Origin of the sequence: Burkholderia sp. Bp9143 (assembly GCF_003853645.1) — a bacterium.
Taxonomy (GTDB): domain Bacteria; phylum Pseudomonadota; class Gammaproteobacteria; order Burkholderiales; family Burkholderiaceae; genus Burkholderia.
This window is the reverse complement of sequence record NZ_QTPO01000029.1, coordinates 77,924-96,169: the sequence shown is the minus strand read 5'-3', so window position 1 is coordinate 96,169 and position 18,246 is coordinate 77,924. Positions and strand designations below refer to the sequence as shown.

At 64.6% G+C, this 18,246-nt stretch carries 13 protein-coding genes; 10 read left to right on the top strand and 3 right to left on the bottom strand.

The window, feature by feature from the left end:
- Positions 1-7: 7 nt before the first annotated feature.
- Positions 8-856 carry a fumarylacetoacetate hydrolase family protein gene (locus tag DIE23_RS22085; RefSeq protein WP_124614076.1) on the bottom strand — a complete coding sequence of 283 codons (849 nt, stop codon included), beginning with the start codon at positions 854-856 and terminating at the stop codon, positions 8-10.
- A 120-nt stretch (positions 857-976) separates the two neighbouring features.
- On the opposite strand from DIE23_RS22085, the gene DIE23_RS22080 reads away from it, so the two are divergent.
- The 4 genes from DIE23_RS22080 to DIE23_RS22065 all read left to right on the top strand — a co-directional run bounded on the left by DIE23_RS22080 (position 977) and on the right by DIE23_RS22065 (position 4,057).
- On the top strand, positions 977-1,558 hold the full coding sequence (locus DIE23_RS22080) for an amino acid synthesis family protein (protein WP_124614075.1): 582 nt from the start codon (positions 977-979) through the stop codon (positions 1,556-1,558).
- Positions 1,559-1,719: 161 nt separating this feature from the next.
- Positions 1,720-2,802 carry an alcohol dehydrogenase catalytic domain-containing protein gene (locus tag DIE23_RS22075; protein ID WP_260436137.1) on the top strand — a complete coding sequence of 361 codons (1,083 nt, stop codon included), beginning with the start codon at positions 1,720-1,722 and terminating at the stop codon, positions 2,800-2,802.
- A gap of 80 nt (positions 2,803-2,882) precedes the next feature.
- Entirely contained in the window at positions 2,883-3,419 is a 537-nt protein-coding gene (locus tag DIE23_RS22070; protein ID WP_124614074.1) for a cupin domain-containing protein, read from the top strand.
- Positions 3,420-3,463: 44 nt separating this feature from the next.
- Positions 3,464-4,057, top strand: a complete 594-nt coding sequence (locus DIE23_RS22065; RefSeq protein WP_124614088.1) for a malonic semialdehyde reductase — start codon at positions 3,464-3,466, stop codon at positions 4,055-4,057.
- A 171-nt stretch (positions 4,058-4,228) separates the two neighbouring features.
- On the opposite strand, the gene DIE23_RS22060 is transcribed toward DIE23_RS22065, so the two are convergent.
- The gene (locus tag DIE23_RS22060) at positions 4,229-5,179 is read right to left on the bottom strand and encodes a LysR substrate-binding domain-containing protein (RefSeq protein WP_124614073.1); all 951 of its coding nucleotides are present in this window, start codon (positions 5,177-5,179) and stop codon (positions 4,229-4,231) included.
- 130 nt (positions 5,180-5,309) lie between these two features.
- Between DIE23_RS22060 and DIE23_RS22055 the strand changes: the two genes are divergently transcribed.
- The 6 genes from DIE23_RS22055 to DIE23_RS22030 all read left to right on the top strand — a co-directional run bounded on the left by DIE23_RS22055 (position 5,310) and on the right by DIE23_RS22030 (position 9,548).
- Entirely contained in the window at positions 5,310-6,497 is a 1,188-nt protein-coding gene (locus DIE23_RS22055) for an acyl-CoA dehydrogenase (RefSeq protein WP_124614072.1), read from the top strand.
- Between the two features lie 6 nt (positions 6,498-6,503).
- On the top strand, positions 6,504-7,742 hold the full coding sequence (locus DIE23_RS22050; RefSeq protein ID WP_124614071.1) for a CaiB/BaiF CoA-transferase family protein: 1,239 nt from the start codon (positions 6,504-6,506) through the stop codon (positions 7,740-7,742).
- 4 nt (positions 7,743-7,746) lie between these two features.
- Positions 7,747-8,013: a hypothetical protein gene (locus DIE23_RS22045; protein WP_124614070.1), complete on the top strand. Its 267-nt coding sequence runs from the start codon at positions 7,747-7,749 to the stop codon at positions 8,011-8,013.
- A 559-nt stretch (positions 8,014-8,572) separates the two neighbouring features.
- Entirely contained in the window at positions 8,573-8,779 is a 207-nt protein-coding gene (locus tag DIE23_RS22040) for a type II toxin-antitoxin system VapB family antitoxin (protein ID WP_124614069.1), read from the top strand.
- Positions 8,776-9,159, top strand: coding sequence for a type II toxin-antitoxin system VapC family toxin (locus tag DIE23_RS22035; protein ID WP_124614068.1), 384 nt, complete (start codon positions 8,776-8,778; stop codon positions 9,157-9,159). Before DIE23_RS22040 ends, DIE23_RS22035 begins: the two co-directional genes overlap by 4 nt.
- Before the next feature lie 74 nt (positions 9,160-9,233).
- Entirely contained in the window at positions 9,234-9,548 is a 315-nt protein-coding gene (locus tag DIE23_RS22030) for a helicase (RefSeq protein WP_124614067.1), read from the top strand.
- A gap of 161 nt (positions 9,549-9,709) precedes the next feature.
- On the opposite strand, the gene DIE23_RS22025 is transcribed toward DIE23_RS22030, so the two are convergent.
- On the bottom strand, positions 9,710-18,217 hold the full coding sequence (locus DIE23_RS22025) for an RHS repeat domain-containing protein (protein WP_124614066.1): 8,508 nt from the start codon (positions 18,215-18,217) through the stop codon (positions 9,710-9,712).
- Positions 18,218-18,246 lie beyond the last annotated feature (29 nt).

Genomic DNA, 18,246 nt, shown 5'->3' with positions numbered 1-18,246 from the left:
GTATCGCTCACGCTTCGTCGGCCACCGGGTTCGACAGCGTGCCGACCCCCGGAATCACCACGTCGAAGGTGTCACCGGGCTTCAGGAATACCGGCGGCTGGCGCTTGAAGCCGATCCCGCTCGGGGTTCCGGTCGCGAGGATGTCGCCCGGCTGCCAGTCGAGCGCCTGCGATACGTACGCGATCAGGGCCGGAATGTCGAAGGCGAGTTCGGACAGCTTGCCGATCTGCATCTGTTCACCATTCAACAGACCGTGCACCGAGAGTTCGCGGTAGTCCGGAATTTCGTCGGCCGTGACGAGCCACGGGCCGAGCGCGCCGGTGCCGCGGAAATTCTTGCCCATTCCGTACTGGTGCGTATGGAACTGCCAATCACGGATGCTGGCGTCGTTGAAGCACGTATAGCCGGCTACGTGGCTCATCGCGTCTTCCGGTGCGATATGCGAACCGCCGCGGCCGATCACGACCGCGAGTTCGGCCTCGAAATCGAAATTGTCTGAAATGGTCGGACGAATCAGCGGCGCACCGTGCGGCAACAGGGTTTCCGCGTAACGATGGAAGATGACGGGGTACTTGCCGACCGTGCGCCCGGCTTCCGCTGCGTGCGCGACATAGTTGATGCCGACGCAGATGATCTTGTTCGGGCGTGGAATGACCGGCTCGAGTTCGACATCGGCCAACGGGAAATCCGCGGCCGCGGTGACGAGCCGGCGTGCTTCCTCCAGCGCCGCGTCATCCGCGAGCAGCGATGCGAGATCGGCCAGCGCGGGCAAGCGCGACGCGAGATCGACGATCCCTTCTTCCTTGATTGCACCGAAAGCGGCCTTACCGGCCCGGCGATACGACACGAGTTTCATTGCTCCTCCATTTGGGCACAAAACATGTTTTTGTGCATATTACATCGGAATGGATATAATGCAAGCACGGGAGCACAAACTGGCTCCCGGCGATCCGAACAATTTCCGTGGAGCAGAAAGATGCCGCTGGTCAATGTCAGAAAGATCAAGCTCGACCTAGAGGAGGTCTGGCACGAAGGGGGAGAGCGCGTGAGCGAGCCGCTGCGGGTTGCGGTCGCGACAGCCATCGTCGCGAATCCGTATGCGGGGCGGTACGAGCCTGACCTGTTGCCGTTCATGCAAGCGCTGCGCGAACTCGGGCATGACCTGTCGTCACGCGTCGTGGCGCTGCTCGGCGGCGCGGAGAACGTCGAGGCATACGGAAAGGGCGCGATCGTCGGCGAGGATGGCGAACTCGAGCATGGCGCCGTATGGCACGAAGCCGGCGGCTGGGCGATGCGGGAATCGCTGGGCCAGCCGAAGGCAATGGTGCCATCGGCCAAGACGATCGGCGGCGTTGGTACGCGCCTGATGGTACCGCTGGGCCATATTCAGGCGTCTTATGTCCGCAGTCACTATGGCACGTGCGAGGTGACCGTCTGGGATGGCCCGCGCCGCAACGAGATCGCGTTCGCACTCGCGATGGCGACGGGCGGGCGCGTGCATGCGCGACTGGGCGGCCTCGCGGCGTCGGACGTCAAGGGTCTCGACGGCCTGCGATGAAGTTCAGGCGGAATTTGTATTTTTGTGCATAAAAATTGATATCATGCATTTAGCCTGGCTTGAGTCGCAGACAGATGACCGGGCCGGTGAATGTGTGTTGTGAATACACGAAGAGTGACGGACAGGAGACAGGCATGACGAAGATGATGCGAGCAGCACGGATGCACGATGTCGGCGCACCGATGGTGGTGGAGGATATTCCGGTGCCGTCGCCGCGGCCGACCGACGTGCTGGTGAGAGTCAAGGCATGTGGCATCGTGCCCAACCTCGGCAACGTGCTGAGCAACTGGCAGAAATGGTTTCCCCACTTGCCGCTTCCCCGGCTGCCGGCGATTTTCGGTCTCGACGCGACGGGTGTGATCGAGGAAGTCGGCAGTCAGGTCCACGCATTCAACGTGGGAGACCGCGTTTATGTGAATCCGGCGCGCTATTGCGGCGGTTGCCGCGCGTGCCGCTCGGGTGATACCACGGCCTGTCCGTACTACACATTCAATGGTTATTTCGGGTTCAGCCAGCGATCGCAGGTTATCTTCGACGACTATCCGTACGGCGGGCTGTGCGAGTTCATGACCGCGCCGCAATACAGCCTGGTCAAGATACCCGAGAACCTGAGCCATGAGACCGCAGCGCGCTTCGGCTATCTTGGCACCGCCTATCGTGCGCTGAAGAAGGCGGAAGTCGGGCCAAGCAGCACGATCCTGATCAACGGCATCAGCGGGACGCTCGGTATCGGGGTTGCACTGTTCGGACTCGCGCTTGGTGCGCGGAAGATTCTCGGTACCGCACGCAACAAGGAGTTGCTTCAGCGCGTGAAGGCGATTGCGCCGGATCGCATCGAGATTCTAGCGCTCGACGACGAACCGGTCGACACATGGGCGGCGCGCATCACGTGTGGAGAAGGTGTTGACGCGGTGATCGACGCCCTGGGGCCGGGCGCGCCGCATACGACGCTGCAAGAATCGTTGAAGACGCTGCGCCGCGGCGGCCATCTCGTCAATATCGGCGCGGTTGCCGGCGACGTGCCGGTCAATCTTCACTACATGATGGACAATGACCAGCGCCTGAGCGGCTCCGCCTGGTTCACGGCCGGGCAAGGACAGGAAATGGCGGACATGGTCGAATCCGGCGTCGTCGATCTGTCGGTCTTCGAACACTGCACGTTCAAGCTGGAGGACATCAATGTCGCGCTGGGCGGGATCGAGAACCGCAACGGCGGCTTCAGCAACTACGTGATCTGTCCGTAACGCACATCGGCGACACTTCTGCACCACATCGGCGCCGGGGTGTCGTCGGCCGAAAGCGTTTCCTTTCAGCGAGGCAGCTCATGCACATTCGACGCGTGGTGACCGGCCGCGATCCGCACGGCCGGTCCGTCGTGGTTTCCGATGGCCCGACACCCCGAACTGTTCTGTTCGACTTCATTCCCGGGCATGCATTCGCGCAGGTGTGGACGACTGCGGCTTCTCCGTCGCTGGCGACGGCGGCCGATCCGACGATCGGAAAGGACACCCTGATTCCGCCGGCCGGCGCTACCAGCCTCCTGGTCGTAACTTTTCCGCCGGATCAGGTCATGGCGGCTCCGCAGTTCGATCCCGCAGCAGCGGCAAGCGAATGTGTCGCGCGCATGCCGGATCTCGCAGCGACGTTCGAGCCCGACCATCCAGGCATGCATGCGACCGAAACGGTCGACTATGCGATCGTGCTGTCGGGCGAGATCTGGCTGGAGCTCGATGACGGGCAGGCGACGCGGCTCGGGCCGATGGATGTCGTCGTACAGAACGGCACGCGCCATGCATGGCGCAACAACGGGAACAGCCCGGCGATCGTGGCGTTCTTCATGGTCGGTGCGACGCGCACTTGATTCGCACGCATGGCCTTTCGATGGTCGATCTGGAGGAAAACGGAATGAGCGAGCCGCTCGATACCCGCACGCGCCAGCAGTTATTTACCGACGCACGCAGCCAGAACGCGTGGTTGGACCAGGCGGTGCCCGATGCGGTGCTGCGTGACCTGTACGAATTGAGCCGGTGGGGCCCGACGAGCATGAACTGCTCGCCGATGCGTGTCGTGTTCGTGCGGTCGCTGCCAGCGCGCGAAAGGCTGTTGTCGGCCGTTTCTCCGGGGAACGTCGAGAAAGTGCGTACCGCGCCGGTCGTTGCGATCATTGCGCAGGATGTGGCGTTCTACACGCAGCTCGACAAGCTGTTTCCGCATCGGCCGGGTGCAGGGAAGATGTTCATCGAGCAACCGGAGCTGGCACGAGAAACATGCTTTCGCAACAGCTCGCTGCAGGGTGGCTATTTCATCATGGCGGCGCGGACGCTTGGTCTCGACTGCGGGCCGCTTTCTGGATTCGACGCGGCCAGAGTCGATCAGTTGTTCTTCGAAGGCACGGCATTGCGCGTGAACTTTCTTTGCTGCCTCGGGTATGGCGATTCGGGCGGACTGTTTCCCCGCAGCCCGCGGCTCGATTTCGACGAGGCATGCGAGATTCTGTAGGTCATCCGCGCGGCGATCGGTTATCCGGGCCGCGCTTGCTCATGCGATCGACACCACCGCGATAGTCGATCGCAGCGGATATCGTGCCGGGCGCGGCGACGAAGTTAGTCCGCCGCCCATACGCTTCAGCTGACGCGCACACTTGCGAAACGCCGTTTCGATCAGATGCAGTCACTGTGCGGGCCGGTGATGCCGAGCACCGCGTGATTGAGCCATGTGCGCAATGTTCTCGTTGTATCGTCGCGCTTCGCCGCTCAGCCATTCCCGAAACGCAGCCAGCGTCGAGCTTTCCGCCTTGGCTTCCGGGTAGATCAGGAAGTACGCGTTCCCGGTCGGATGTTCGTAGCGACCGACCTGCACCAGCGTCCCGCGCGATAGTTCGTCTTCGACGAGCAGTCGAGGAATCAGTGCGATTCCGATTCCGCTCGATGCCGCTTCGGCCAGCATCGAGAACAATTCATACCGCGGTCCGGACAGGTCGCCTTCCATTTCGAGTCCTTGCGCCGCGAACCACTCGCGCCATGCGTACGGTCGCGTACTTTGCTGCAGCAACCGATAGCGCCGCCAATCCGCCCGGGTCGGCTGGGTGCGCGACGCGACAAGCTTCGGGCTGGCGACCGCGATCACGCTTTCCTGCATCAGCAAGTCGCCGGCCGTACCGGGCCAGGGCGCGGGGCCTGCGTGGAGCGATGCGTCGAATTCGGTCGCATCGAACATGAACGGACGCGGCATGGCGGTCAGATTGACGGTGATGTCCGGATGCGTATCGATGAACGCCGGCATGCGCGGCAGCAGCCAACGGGTCGCGAAGGTCGGCACGGCCGCGAGTTCCAGGGTACCGCCTTTGCCGCCCGTCGCCATCATCTCCAGCGCGTCGTATTCGATCTGATCGAGTCTCGATGCCACACGGCGGCTGTACGCCGCACCGGCTTCGGTCAGTGTCACGCCGCGCCGGGTGCGCCGAAACAGCTTCACGCCAAGAAATGCCTCAAGCACACCGATCTGACGACAGATCGCACTTTGCGTGACGGCGAGCTCGTCCGCCGCTTTCGTGAAGCTCTGGTGGCGAGCGGCGGACTCGAATGCGGACAAGGCCGTTGTGGAGGGGATCGTGCGGCGCATGATGCGTGTCCAGGTGAGTAGTGAGATCGACGAGTGATATTTTTGCACATGTTGGTGCGAACAAATCGTTTGTTTTGACGGTACGTGGCGAATAAAGTTGGCGTAACACCTTCACGCGGTCGATCAACAAATGACTAATGCACACAAATCGATTTCGTTTCAATGGGACGACCCGCTGCTGATGGACCAGCAGCTTGGCGAGGGCGAACGCATGGTGCGCGATTCCGCGCACGCGTACTGTCAGGAGCGGCTGGCACCGCGCGTTCTGGATGCGTTTCGTCGCGAGGAGACCGATCGGGCGATCTTTCGCGAATTGGGCGAGCTCGGCCTGCTCGGTATCACGATTCCAGACACCTATGGCGGCGCGGGTAGCAACTATGTCAGCTATGGCCTCGTCGCGCGCGAGGTCGAACGTGTGGATTCCGGCTATCGCTCGATGATGAGCGTGCAATCGTCCCTCGTGATGGTGCCGATCCATGCATTCGGTCATGAAGCGACCCGCCAGAAATACTTGCCCAAGCTGGCATCGGGGGAACTGGTCGGCTGCTTCGGCCTGACCGAGCCGAATCACGGTTCCGATCCGGGCGGCATGGCGGCGCGCGCGCGGAAGGTCGACGGCGGCTATCGCCTGACGGGCAGCAAGATGTGGATCACGAACAGCCCGATCGCGGACGTGTTCGTCGTCTGGGCGAAGGACGACGAGGGCGCGATTCGCGGCTTCGTGCTGGAGAAGGGCTGGAAGGGTTTGTCGGCACCGGCGATTCACGGCAAGGTCGGGCTGCGTGCGTCGATCACCGGCGAGATCGTGATGGACGACGTGTTCTGTCCGGAGGAGAACGCGTTTCCGGAAGTCCGCGGCCTCAAGGGGCCGTTCACCTGCCTGAACAGCGCGCGCTACGGTATCGCGTGGGGCGCGCTCGGCGCTGCCGAGGATTGCTGGAATCGCGCTCGGCAGTACGTGCTCGATCGCAAGCAGTTCGGCCGGCCGCTCGCCGCGAACCAGCTGATCCAGAAGAAGCTCGCCGACATGCAGACCGAGATCACGCTCGGCCTGCAAGGCTGCCTGAGGCTCGGCCGGATGAAGGACGAGGGCACGGCGGCCGTCGAGATCACGTCGATCATGAAGCGGAACTCATGCGGCAAGGCGCTCGACATTGCGCGGGTCGCGCGGGACATGCTGGGCGGGAACGGGATCAGCGACGAATTCGGCATCGCACGGCACCTCGTGAACCTCGAAGTCGTCAACACGTATGAGGGTACGCACGACATTCATGCGCTGATCCTCGGCCGGGCGATCACCGGCATTGCCGCATTCTGAGCCGCCATGGAAACGATCGCACAGCAAGGCGCATTGGCCGGCCTCCGCGTACTCGATCTGTCGCGGGTGCTGGCCGGGCCGTGGGCCGGTCAGCTTCTCGCCGATCTCGGCGCGGATGTCGTCAAGATCGAGCGGCCGGGGACGGGCGACGACACGCGGGCGTGGGGCCCGCCATGGCTGCTCGACGCAGACGGGCAGTCGACGGGCGAATCGGCGTACTACCTGAGCGCCAATCGCAACAAACGCTCGATCGCGGTCGATCTGAGCCAGCCGGACGGTCAGTCGCTGGTTCGGCAACTCGCGCAGCAGGCCGATATCGTGCTCGAGAATTTCAAGGCCGGTGGCCTTGCACAGTACGGGCTGGATTACGCGAAGCTCAGCGCCGAGAACCCGCGCCTGATCTACTGCTCGATTACCGGGTTCGGGCAGACGGGCCCGTATGCGTCACGTGCCGGCTACGACTTCCTGATACAAGGGATGGGCGGCCTGATGAGCGTGACGGGGCGCGCAGACGGCACGGAAGGTGCCGGTCCGGTGAAGGTCGGCGTCGCGCTGACCGACGTGATGACGGGGCTGTATGCGACGGTTGCCGTGCTGGCCGCCGTTGCCCATCGTGAGCGCACGGGGCGTGGACAACACATCGACCTGGCGCTGCTCGACGTGCAGATCGCCGCGCTCGCGAATCAGGCGGCCAATTACCTGATCGGTGGCATCGTGCCGCACCGGATGGGGAACGCGCATCCGAACATCGTGCCATACCAGGATTTTCCGACGGCCGATGGCTACATGATCATCGCAGTCGGCAATGATGGCCAGTTCACCAGCCTGTGTGGGGTGCTCGGTCAGGCGCAGTGGGCGAGCGATGCTCGTTTCGCGACGAATCCTTTACGCGTACAGCATCGCGACGAACTGGTCGCGCTGATTGGCGCGGTGACCACGTGCCGGTCGACCAAAGAGTGGGTCATTGCGATGGAGGAGGCGGGCGTGCCGTGCGGGCCGATCAATGGGCTCGACCGGGTATTTGCGGACGAACAGGTCAAGGCGCGCGGCATTCGTATCGAGATGCCGCATGCATCGGCCGGCAGCGTGCCGCTCGTGGCGAATCCGATCCGAATGTCCGATTCGCCAGTCCAGTATCTTCGTCCGCCGCCGCGGCTCGGCGAACAGACCGACGAGATTCTGGGCGCATGGCTGGGACTGAGCCACGACGAGATCGACGCATTGCACGAGCGAAAAATCATCTGACGTCATGAATTCAACGCCTGATCATTTCCTGGGTTGGGACGCAATCTGCGAGGCACGAATGGTTGCTGCGGCTACCGCGAACGCGGACGATGCTTCAGTGTGGAGATGGTTTGCTGCGATGCTCGAAGAGCGGCGCATCCGCTGGCGCTTCATGTTCAATGCGTGGGTCGTTCATGTCGACCGGAAAGAGGTTGCAATTGAACCCAGCTTCTATGAGGCGATCCGGTCCGCCAAGTACGAATCGGAAGAACTTGGCGTTGGTGCACTTTAGTAGTGTTTAACTGAGAACCGACCGTATCATTTGCGGTGCCAAGAAAGACAATTTCGCGAGCAAGTATCAACATTTATCCCATCGCGGCGGGCGCCACGGTGTTCAACGTGCTGGTCGTGATTTGGTTGGGGGCACATCCGCGAGATGGGCATCCTATATTTGACATAATATGTATGATCGAATTTTTTTTATTTATTTATTTATTATTATGGGGTCGGTGTCGTAATTTGACTTCGCACCAGCCGCGCATGCCGGTTTCCGGCTGCGTCGAGATAATTTGCCTTTGGGCGCGACCGCTTTCCGCGGTCGGAATTTGTGCAGCAGCCCATTGCACAATTGCTCTGGTCGCCCGGCAAGCTTGACGACACCCCACAGCCGCCTTGGTGTGCGGGAAAGTCGCTCGAGCCTGGATGGTGCGCAACGTATTGACCATGCAGATTGAGTCGGCGGCCCATGCGAGCGTCGGCAACGCCGTGACGAATTTCGCCAGCCTTATCGCGACTGGACCACTTCTGAATTGATGCTAAAATTGATGCGGAAACACATCAAAGGAGCCATCATGCGTACCACCGTCACCGTCGACGACACGCTCTATGCGCGCGCACTTGAACTCGCCGAGCCGGGCATGCCGCCGGCCGACTTGTTCCGGGCAGCCCTGGAAACGTTCGTGCGTGTCCAGGCCGGTCAACGTCTGGCCGCGCTGGGCGGTCGCGCCCCCGAAATGGCAGATGTGCCGCGGCGCTCACCGGAGGCTACCGCCCGATGAGTGTCCTGGTCGACACGTCCGTTTGGGTCGAGCATTTCAGGCGCCCGCTACCGGCGCTTATCCAGCTGTTGCGCTTCGATGACGTCTTGACGCATCCACTCGTGATGCTCGAACTGGCGTGCGGGACGCCGCCCGAACCGCGGGCCCGAACGCTGGGAGATCTCGCGCTATTGCGCCAAACGCGCCTCGCGACGCCAAGCGAAGTTGCGGACTGGATCGAGCGGGAACGGCTGTATGGACGCGGATGCGGCGCGGTGGATTGCACGCTGCTGGCGTCGGTGCTGTTGACCCCGAGCACTTGGCTTTGGACGCGCGATCGGCGGCTCGCGCAGTTGGCGGAACAATTCGGGGTTCTCTACTTATCGCCTGATCTGCATTGAGCGAAGCCGGTGCCTGTTCCAACTCACGTTCCGTAGCAGCGTTAGAATGGCGCCCCTTCTCATGGGAGACGAAAATGTCCTGGTTCGTTTACGAAGTGCCCGAATATCACGAAGACGCTGCGCGCATCGAGCCCTTCAGCGACTTGCGTAGCCGCGTGCTGAAAGTCGGTGGCCCGGCCATGGCCGACGAACTGGAAAGCGTTCGCGAGAACGCAGCGGCGACAGCGGACACACCCGAGCGTCCGCTGCGTACTCCGGAAAATCCGCATGTCTTTCCGATTCCTTACGCCGAGTCGATGCTTCTGGTCGGATTCATCTTCGATCTGAAACGCGAATTCCGGCAACTGGTCGTGTCACCCGTGGAAATGCCTTGGCTGAAAGACGCGTAAAAGGCGGTCGGAACGGAAGGTAGCCATCCTCACCTACACGAGGCGGACGCCGGTCGACAGCACTGCTCAACGCGATCTGCCGATCTGAGTTTGGTATCGCAGTCAGACTGCAAGCGGCGGCCTCGCCCCCGATCGAGACCGCCGGCCGCGCCGGACCGCGGCTACTGCGTACCCATCGTGCCGTACGAAGAGTTGAGCGAAGGCGACGACAGCAGATGCGTCCCGTCACTGGAGTCCGCGCGGGCCCGGATGAGCGGTGTCTTTTCGTCCTGTGCCTGCGTGCCGGGCAATCCTGACGGAGCGGGCTCACCGACACGCGCACTGCCGACGCGATCGGAAAACTGGCTCCTTGCCTGGTCCCACATCGTCTTGCCGTCGTTCAGCAGCACGTCGCCGATCCCGAACGGCAGGCCGCCCACGGCGCCCGTCCACGTCGCTTCCGCGAGTCCGAGGCTCCACGGCTTGTGCTCGATCCCGTTGGTCGCCATCTGCGTCAAGTCGTTTGCCGCGATGCCCTCCGTGACGTTCACCAGCATCCTGATCCCGGTTCGCGCCAACAGGCTCGGTATCGCCTTGATCGCATCCGCGGCCAACGTCGCATAGCCGAACGACATCGCACCGAATAGCGCACCGCTAGCCGCGCCGATCTCGAGCGCCTGCGCAAAGCCTTTGCGGGTGAATTCGTTGCCGGGCCGGCAGTCGTATTCGAAGCCCGAAAACCCGACGCCGAACATCGTGTTCGTGGTGACTTGCGTCAGGAAGTTCGCACTCGTGGCGGCGAGCTTCGACGTCGTCGACAACGTGATGTTGAAGCACGACGACGCCGACGAGGATGCCGTCGAACTGCCGGCGGACGCCGTGGATGCAGCACCGTCGACGAGCGCATCGCCGCCCGCCTCGCCGGCCACCAGGCCGTCGGCCATGCCCTCCTCGAGCACGGCCACCGGCGCTTCCGCCGCGCCGAACGTGAAGAAGCTCAGGACGAGGCCGGCGACCATCAGGGCCGCCATCCCGATGCCGATGCCGACCTGCTCGCCGACGGTCATCTTGTTGCCGGACGGATCGGCAAACACGAGCGGGTTGTTGCCGACGAACAGGTACGGGCTCGCGGTCTGGCGTGCCGAATCGGCCGACAGGAACCGCCTCAGCCCCGGCGAATACAGACGCGCGCTGAAGTTGTAAAGCCCGCTTGCGTCGTCGTATTCGCGTCCCATGAAACGGAACGGCACCGCGGCCTGGTTCGGACCGTCGCTCGATGCGAGCGAACCGAACGCGCGATACGCGAATCGGGCAACGAGCTGGTTTTGACTGTCGACGACGGCCCAGATGCTCTGCGCCGCATCCTTCAACGGGAAATAACGCTGATCGCTGGCCGCGGCCACGAGCCCCGTCGGCCCGTAGACGAACGCCGACCACGTGCCGCCGAGCAACGCCAGCAACGGGCGCCTGCCGAGGCCGTTGAAATAGACGTCGGCCTGCGTTGCGCCGCCGCGCAATCGCGTCACGCGCTGATCGACGCCGTTGTACGCGAACTGCTGCGTCATGCCGCCGTTCGCCGACGCGACGCCCAGCACCATGTTGGTCGCCGCGTCGTAATCGAGCGTCATCGTGCCGGTGTCGGTCAGGTTGCCGCGTGCGTCGTAGGTGAACGACGTGCTCGCGCCGCCGTCGATCGTCAGCGTGTCGAGCCGATTCGTGCCCGCCGTATGGACGAACGCGTACGCCTGCCCGCCATCCTGCGTCAGCGACCAGATATTGCCGTTCGCGTCGTACTGGCCGACCTGCTCGCTTCCTGTCGACGCATCGTCGACCGACGCATCGACCAGCCGGCCCTGTGCGTCGTAGCTGAACGCGGTCGTCGACGTGCTCGGCGTGTCGAACGCCAGCGAGATCGTGCGGGATTGCGGGGCCCCGTTCGCGTAATAGCCGTAGCCGATGGCGAACGACGCGCTGCCGCGACCGGCGACGGCGACCGTCTGCGACACCGGCCAGCCCGGCGACGCATAGCCGTATGCAGCCGCGAGCGTGCCGCCGTTGCGGATCTCCTGCTCGATATCGCCGTCGGGGGTGTACGCATACGAGGCGATGTCGGTCGGCGTCGTCGGGGACGAGCCGATGCCCGTCACGTGTGCCGCCTGATCGTACCGGTAGTACACGTTCGCGAGCGGTGACGACGACGGATATGCGATCGAAACGATCTGATCGAGATTGTTGTACGCGTAGCCGACCGCGCCGCTTGCCGCCGGCAGCCCGTCCACCGCGAGCGTCGCCGCCGTGACGCGGCCGTTCGCGTCGTACGTGAACGATTCGTTGACCTGCACCTGCCTGGCGCCGGCGATATTCGACGGCGCGAGGTTGTAGGCGACCGATGCAGTCTTCCGCCCGATCTGCGTCGGGTCGTTGCCGTTGCCGTCGTAGTCGTTGCGACGGACCACGGTAAACGGCACGTCACCACCCGGCCATCCGGGGTCGCTCGCATGCGCGCTCAGCGTCGATTCGTCCCACGGCTGCGCGACCGTGCCCTGTTCGGTCACGCGGCCTAGCGCGTCGTATTTGAAGTAGATGAAGCCGAGCGTATCGGGATCGAGCGCCGGCTGCACGAAGCGAACGCGCGAGCTGCGATCGCAGATGAACGCGGTCCCCGCGCTGTCGGTATCGGTCGACTCGAGCGTTCTGCCCGCGCCGTCGCGCTGCAGCGCCGACACGTATGCGGCCGGATCCTGCTGCGGCGAATCGGTGAAGCTGTTTGGCTCGCTGATCGACGTCGTGCTGCCCGTTGCCGAGAAATCGACGCTCGCGAGACTCTGCCCGGACACGGCGCCCGTACGGTCGCTGATGCTCGATCCGACTTCGCGGCCGTGCGTGTCGCGCAGACGCAGCAACTGGTTCTTGACCGGCCCCGTCACCGTCTGCGCGACATAGTTCGCGGGCAAATCGAACGCGCCGGTCGTATTCGCGCCGAACGCGATTTGCGTCGTCTGGCGTTGCGCGCTCGTCGTGCTCGCCAGATCGTGCACCGCGTACGCCTTGCCCGGCGCGCCCTGCTCGATGCGCCGGGTGCGCGGCGATGCTTCGAACCGATAGCCGAAGTACGGATAGCCCTGGTCGTTCGAACGGCTCGCGACGCCGTCGTTCTGCCCGGCGTAGTAGTCCGCGACGTCGCCGGTCATCGCCCACGTATCCTGCGTCGCCGCGAGGAACGCGCCGACATCGACGAAGCTCGCGCGATAACCGAACAGCGGCTGCGTCGCGCCGCCGCCGAAGCTGGCCGGCGCACTGCGCGTAATCGCGATCGTGCGGCCGAGTGCATCGGCGATCGTGGCCGACACCACCGCGTCGCTGCCCAACCATTGCTGGGTCTGGCGCTTGCGCCCCGCGCCGTCGCGGAACGCCACCGCCAGCCGCACGCCGGCGAGCATCGCGACGTTGGTCAGCGCCAGCGTATTCGGGCCGGTCGACAGGCGGATCGCGGCCGGATCGCCGGCGTTCACAGCCGTGCTGAACAGCAACTGACCGTCGCCGAAGAACGCCACGCGGCCGTTGCCGAGCACCAGCAGCCATTGCACTGGCAGGTTCGGCGGCGCGCCGAGCGGGTTCTGCACGATGCTGCCGTCCGGTGCGGCAAACGAGAACCCGGCGGTGGGATCGTAGCCGATCGAATAGCCGGCGCCGAACGTCACGCCGACCGCACCGGCGAGCGTGCCCTGTGCCGCGATCTCAACATAGAACGCGGTGGTCGACGCACCGCCGAAGTTGCCGCCCTGCCAGGTCAGCGTGTCGTTTGCCGCCGCCGTGTGCTGCAGCGCGCCGCCCGAGCAGCGCCAGTTCGTCGCGACGTTGCTGGCCGCCCAGCGCTGCTGCCACTCGTCGCCGGTGATGAACGTCTCGAGCGTGCCACCGAGATCGGGGCTCACCGACAGATCGGCGTTCGGCGCGGCGGCATCGAACCTGCCGCCGGCATTGCCCTCGCGCGACAGGAACGCGATCGACATCGTCTTCACCTGCTGGTCGGTGCCGATCGTCGCGGTCAGCCGCTGGAACGCGTTGTAGCGGCGCTGCATCGTCGTGCCGGCCGCATCGAGCGTCGCGGTCAGCAACCGGTACGACGGATCGTAGACGCGCACCGTCATCTTGCTGACGAGCGGCGTGACGAACACGTTGTCGAGCAGCACGACGTCGCTGCTCGCGTTGGCCGCCGCCACCGCGAGCGTGACGCTGCCCTGCCCCGCCGTCACCGGAATGCCCAGCGTGCAGTAGACCCACGTGCCACCGGAATCCGCGAACGGCGCGAAGCGCGGCGTACCCGCCGTGCCGTCGACGCTGAGCGTCGCCGTGAAACCCGCGCCGGCCACCGGCGTGAAGCCGGCCGGCGTCTTGTACCAGAAGCCGAGCAGATAGGTGGCGTCGACATTGGCCGGCGAAAGCTGCACCGACACCGTGCCTTCGCCGTTCGGCGCGAGCGCGAGGCTCGTCGTGCCCGTGTGTGCGTCGCCGACCACCGAGCGGCAGCCGTTGACGTTCCACCCGCTTCCCGTCTCGTACGATTCGAAGCCGTAATACGCGCACTCGCCGCGGGCGACCGACGCGTTCGTGAACAGCGCGACGGCGAACGCGGAATCGGTGCCGTACAGCGTAGATTGCGCGACGCCCATTGCATCGCGGGTTTCCGTCGGCTGACCGTACGGCGTGCAGGCGATCGTCGCGGTCGATGGCAGCCAGCCCTGCGGCGCGGCGCCCGCATCGCGTCCGGTGAACGGAAACGGCACCCGTCCGTCGGCGCTGCGGATGAATTTCCCAGCCTGGGCCGGCACCACGACGCCGTCGTACACGCACGGGAACAGCGCGTAGGTGCTCGCCGACGCCTGGGACACGACGGCTTCGCCGCCGTCGCGGCGCCAGTGCGTGACGCTCTGCGCGATATCGCCGAACCGGTGCTGCGCGAGCAACGCGGCGGCCGGCGCCGGGTCGTTCATCTCGTACGCATAGAGGGTCGTGTTTCTGAACGTCTCGAGCTGCCCGGTGCCGCCGTACGTCGTGGTGTCGGTGCCGACGACGTTGCCGGAGAACGGCGCGGTGAAGCCATCGCCCACGTAGCGCGCCGTCTGGCTGCTCGTCACGCCGTCTTCGATCGTGGTCTGCGTCGTCCGGCACAGGAAGCCGCCCTTCAGGTTCAGCGTGCCCGCGCCCGGATCGGTCGGCGACGCCGCGCGCGCGACGTACACCTTCCACTGCGTCGTCGTGGACGCCAGCAGCGCGCCGGTCGTGTCGTAGGTGTCGACCTGATGCAGCTGTCCGTCGAGCATGTCGTAGAAATCGCTGCCGTCGCGTACGTTCAGCCCGTTCAGGTAGCGGTTCACGGTCCGCCCGAACTGCGGCCGGGACGGATCGCCAGTGCCCGGATAGACGATCGACGTGTAGTACTTGAATACCTGGCCGGTCGGATCGCACGCAGCGGTTGCCGGCTCCGGCGCGAAACAGGTCGCGCTGGTTTGCCCGAGCCCGTTGTCGATCGACAGCCCCGTCACCGCGTAGTGGTGGAGACGGCCTTCGACCGCGTCGCCCGCGTAGCTGTGCAGGATGATCCGCGACGCGTTGTCGAAATCGCCGTCCGCGCCCGGATACGCGACGAACATCCCGGCGCCGCCAGGATACGTGCCAGCGCCGACGTCGCCTTCGTCGGCCGTGTAGATGCGCTCCTGCGCGAAGGCCTGCGCGGAGATCGACACGCGCCCGTTGCGCAGCAGCGTCGCCGCGGCCTGATCGCTTTCGGGCGACGTGCTGTCGCTGACGAAATACGCGAGGAACTGCGGCGCCTCGTCGATCACGGCTTCGGCATTCAGCACGTAATTGCCGTCGCCGCCGAGCGCTTCGTTGACGCGCGACTGGATATCCGCGCACGGCGTATGGCCGACGACGCCATCCCATTCGCACGCGTGGCCGCGGAAGTACAGGTACTGGCCGAGCGTCAGCCAGTCCGTGCCGCCCCCCGACGGCCAATTGGACGTTTCGCTGAAGTCGATCGGCAGCGTCTGTGCGGGCGTGGCCGGCTTGCGTGTCCACGCGCCGAAATCGGTGTTCGGATCGAACGACAGCACCTGCGCGGTGGTGTCGCCGCCGCCGTTCGGATACGCGAGGATACTCAGCGCATAGTCCGGGCCATAGGCATAGCGCTGCTCGAGGCCGGTCGGCGCGCTCTCCGCCTGCAGCGTGTTGTTCTCGAGCCAGGTCTTGCCGTTGAAGCGCAGCACATGCCCGGCCACCGCGACGAGTTCGTTGCCGATCGAGCCGGCGATGCGTTGGACGCCCGGATCCTCGCTGTCGATCCGGTCGTCGAACGTGTGAGTTTTGATCGGCAAGACGGGCCGATACAGCGCGTCCCACTGGACGATCGTCACCGTATAGGAGATCTGCGTGTCGCTCGTACTGAGCAGGTTGCTGACCGCGACGAACGAATCGGACGGGCTGAGCGTCACGCTCGACGGGCTGGACGCCGAAAAATTCCCGATCTGCGATCGGGTTGCCGCGCCCCACTTCAGGCAGGCGTCGAGCGCGAACAGCGACACGTTGCCCTGCATGTCGAGCAGCAGGTAATACTCGTTGCACGCGACCGCCAGGGCCAGCGCCTGCACCGTGAAGTGCTCGACCGTCCATGCGGCATCGGGCCACCGCCAGGTGACGCGGTCGTAGCTCGTGGTCTCGTGGACCACATCGGTCGTCGCCGCGATCAGGAACGTGTCGCCGCCCGTGAGCGACACGCTGCCGCTCGGGCTCGAATACGTGAGGCTCGGCGTGTTGTAGCCGGTCACGACGCCGTTGATCGTGGCCGGAATCCATTGGGCCGGACGGGCGTTGTCAGCCTGGAAGATATAGACGGTCGTGCTGTTGCTGGCCGAGCCCGGCGCGAACGACAGCGCAAAAAAATCCTCGCAGGCGACCACCTCGAGCGACGACAGATCGAGGCCCGTGGTATTCCTGAACAGCACGCTGTCGGACGTCGGCTGCCACTTCCGCCAGCTGCCGAGCCAGCTGTACACCTCGACCGACAGTGCGCCGCTGGCCGTCCCGTACCAGGTCACGACCGCGTAGCCTTTGCCGAAGAACACGCGCGGCGTCGCCCCCGCGAACAACGTGCCCGTCGGCGGCGACACGGAAAGCGAGCGATCGCAGATGTCGAGCGCCTGCTTCGTGTAAACGTAGGTCGCCGTCGCGCCTTCGCTGTACGTGATCGACTTGAGCGCGCCCGGGCTCGCGCCCGTTGCCGTCGCATCGAAGTAATAGTCGAACGCGAGGCCGGGCAGGCTTTCGCCGGCCGCGTTACTGAGCACGATGCCGGTCAGGAAGCGCTTGCAGGTGTCGCCGAACAGCTCGCCGGTGTGCGACGTGACGTTCGCGACCGGACTACCGGCGCCACCCGCCGGGCTCGACGGCCGATAGTCGAATGCGAAGCTGAACAGCGGTGCGCCGGTGGCGTCCGCTACCGCGATACGTTGCAGATACAAGGTTTCGTAGCGGTCCTGATACGCGTTCGGCTGCGTGTCGGGCACGGACTTGTGCGAATCCGCGTATTCGCGCGGGCTCTGCGGCGTCGTGTTGGCCCACATCTTGTCGCCATACTGCAGCACGACCTCGCGGCCGAACACATCGGTCATGCCGGTCAGATAACAGGCCTTGGTGTAAGGTAGCCCGCCCGCACCGACGAGTTGCTCGACGTTCGGCAGCAACCCCGCGCTCGTGCGCGGCCAGTCGTTGTAGCGATACGCGATGCCGTCGCCCCACGGGTTCGTCACGGCGCTCAGATGCCACGCGCGCGCGTACTGGTACTGGCCGTCGGTCGATCCGCTGCTGCCCTGCCACAGCGCGACCGGTGCGCCCGACGTGCCGTTCCCCGACGCCCACCGCACGCCCCATTCGATACTGTTGCCCACCGATGCCGCATAGTTGCCCACGTTCGCGCTCAGGCCGCCGAACGACAGCCTGAGCCCGTTGTCCTTGACGATCACCCAGCGCTCGTAGCACGCGTAGTAAAGGATCTTCCAGAATTCGTAGTTGACGAGCTGATACGATTCGCCGCCGTCGAACACGTTGAGCGCCGCGCCGTCGAGCGCCAGTTCGTACAGCTGCTGATTGGCGTCGTCGGCGAGCTGCCACGCGGACGCACCCGTCGACGATACGCGCGAGGCCGGCGACAGCACGAGGCCGTTCGCGCCGAACGCGGCGACGACCGCGGCCGGTACCGTGCCGCCGTTGACGAGCGAATCGGCGATCGTGCCATTCATCGAGAAAACGAACGGCGTCGTCGGCTCGCGCGCGAGATCGGTCGAGATGCTCTGGCTCACGTAGCAGTAGCTGCGGGTGGCCGGCATCAGCGAGCCCGCGTCGTTCAGCACGATGGTCGGCGCCGGCATGGTCCAGCCAAGGCCGAGCGCGCCGGTCGGCGCATCGCGGTTCCACGTGATCGAGCCCTCGTGCACGTTGCTTTGATAGAGCAGTGACAGCGTGAGGTCGAGATTGTCACCGGCGGTACGTCCCGGCATCGACAGCAGCGTCTGCGTGAAGTTGATGTCGCCGCGAAACAAGTTGACGCTGCTGCTCAGATCCCCGACGCTGCTCGAATCGAACTGGAACGTACGAATGGCCGGGATCTGCGAATTGGTGGCATCCGCAGGCATGGCACTCTCCTTGAGAGAGATGAGCGAGA

Excerpts from the sequence above, each read along its gene's own strand:
- DIE23_RS22035 (WP_124614068.1), top strand. The coding sequence starts at position 8,776 with ATGAGTGTCCTGGTCGACACGTCCGTTTGGGTCGAGCATTTCAGGCGC.
- DIE23_RS22025 (WP_124614066.1), bottom strand. The coding sequence starts at position 18,217 with ATGCCTGCGGATGCCACCAATTCGCAGATCCCGGCCATTCGTACGTTC.
- DIE23_RS22060 (WP_124614073.1), bottom strand. The coding sequence starts at position 5,179 with ATGCGCCGCACGATCCCCTCCACAACGGCCTTGTCCGCATTCGAGTCC.
- DIE23_RS22055 (WP_124614072.1), top strand. The coding sequence starts at position 5,310 with ATGACTAATGCACACAAATCGATTTCGTTTCAATGGGACGACCCGCTG.
- DIE23_RS22045 (WP_124614070.1), top strand. The coding sequence starts at position 7,747 with ATGAATTCAACGCCTGATCATTTCCTGGGTTGGGACGCAATCTGCGAG.
- DIE23_RS22040 (WP_124614069.1), top strand. The coding sequence starts at position 8,573 with ATGCGTACCACCGTCACCGTCGACGACACGCTCTATGCGCGCGCACTT.
- DIE23_RS22070 (WP_124614074.1), top strand. The coding sequence starts at position 2,883 with ATGCACATTCGACGCGTGGTGACCGGCCGCGATCCGCACGGCCGGTCC.
- DIE23_RS22065 (WP_124614088.1), top strand. The coding sequence starts at position 3,464 with ATGAGCGAGCCGCTCGATACCCGCACGCGCCAGCAGTTATTTACCGAC.
- DIE23_RS22080 (WP_124614075.1), top strand. The coding sequence starts at position 977 with ATGCCGCTGGTCAATGTCAGAAAGATCAAGCTCGACCTAGAGGAGGTC.
- DIE23_RS22030 (WP_124614067.1), top strand. The coding sequence starts at position 9,234 with ATGTCCTGGTTCGTTTACGAAGTGCCCGAATATCACGAAGACGCTGCG.
- DIE23_RS22050 (WP_124614071.1), top strand. The coding sequence starts at position 6,504 with ATGGAAACGATCGCACAGCAAGGCGCATTGGCCGGCCTCCGCGTACTC.
- DIE23_RS22075 (WP_260436137.1), top strand. The coding sequence starts at position 1,720 with ATGCACGATGTCGGCGCACCGATGGTGGTGGAGGATATTCCGGTGCCG.
- DIE23_RS22085 (WP_124614076.1), bottom strand. The coding sequence starts at position 856 with ATGAAACTCGTGTCGTATCGCCGGGCCGGTAAGGCCGCTTTCGGTGCA.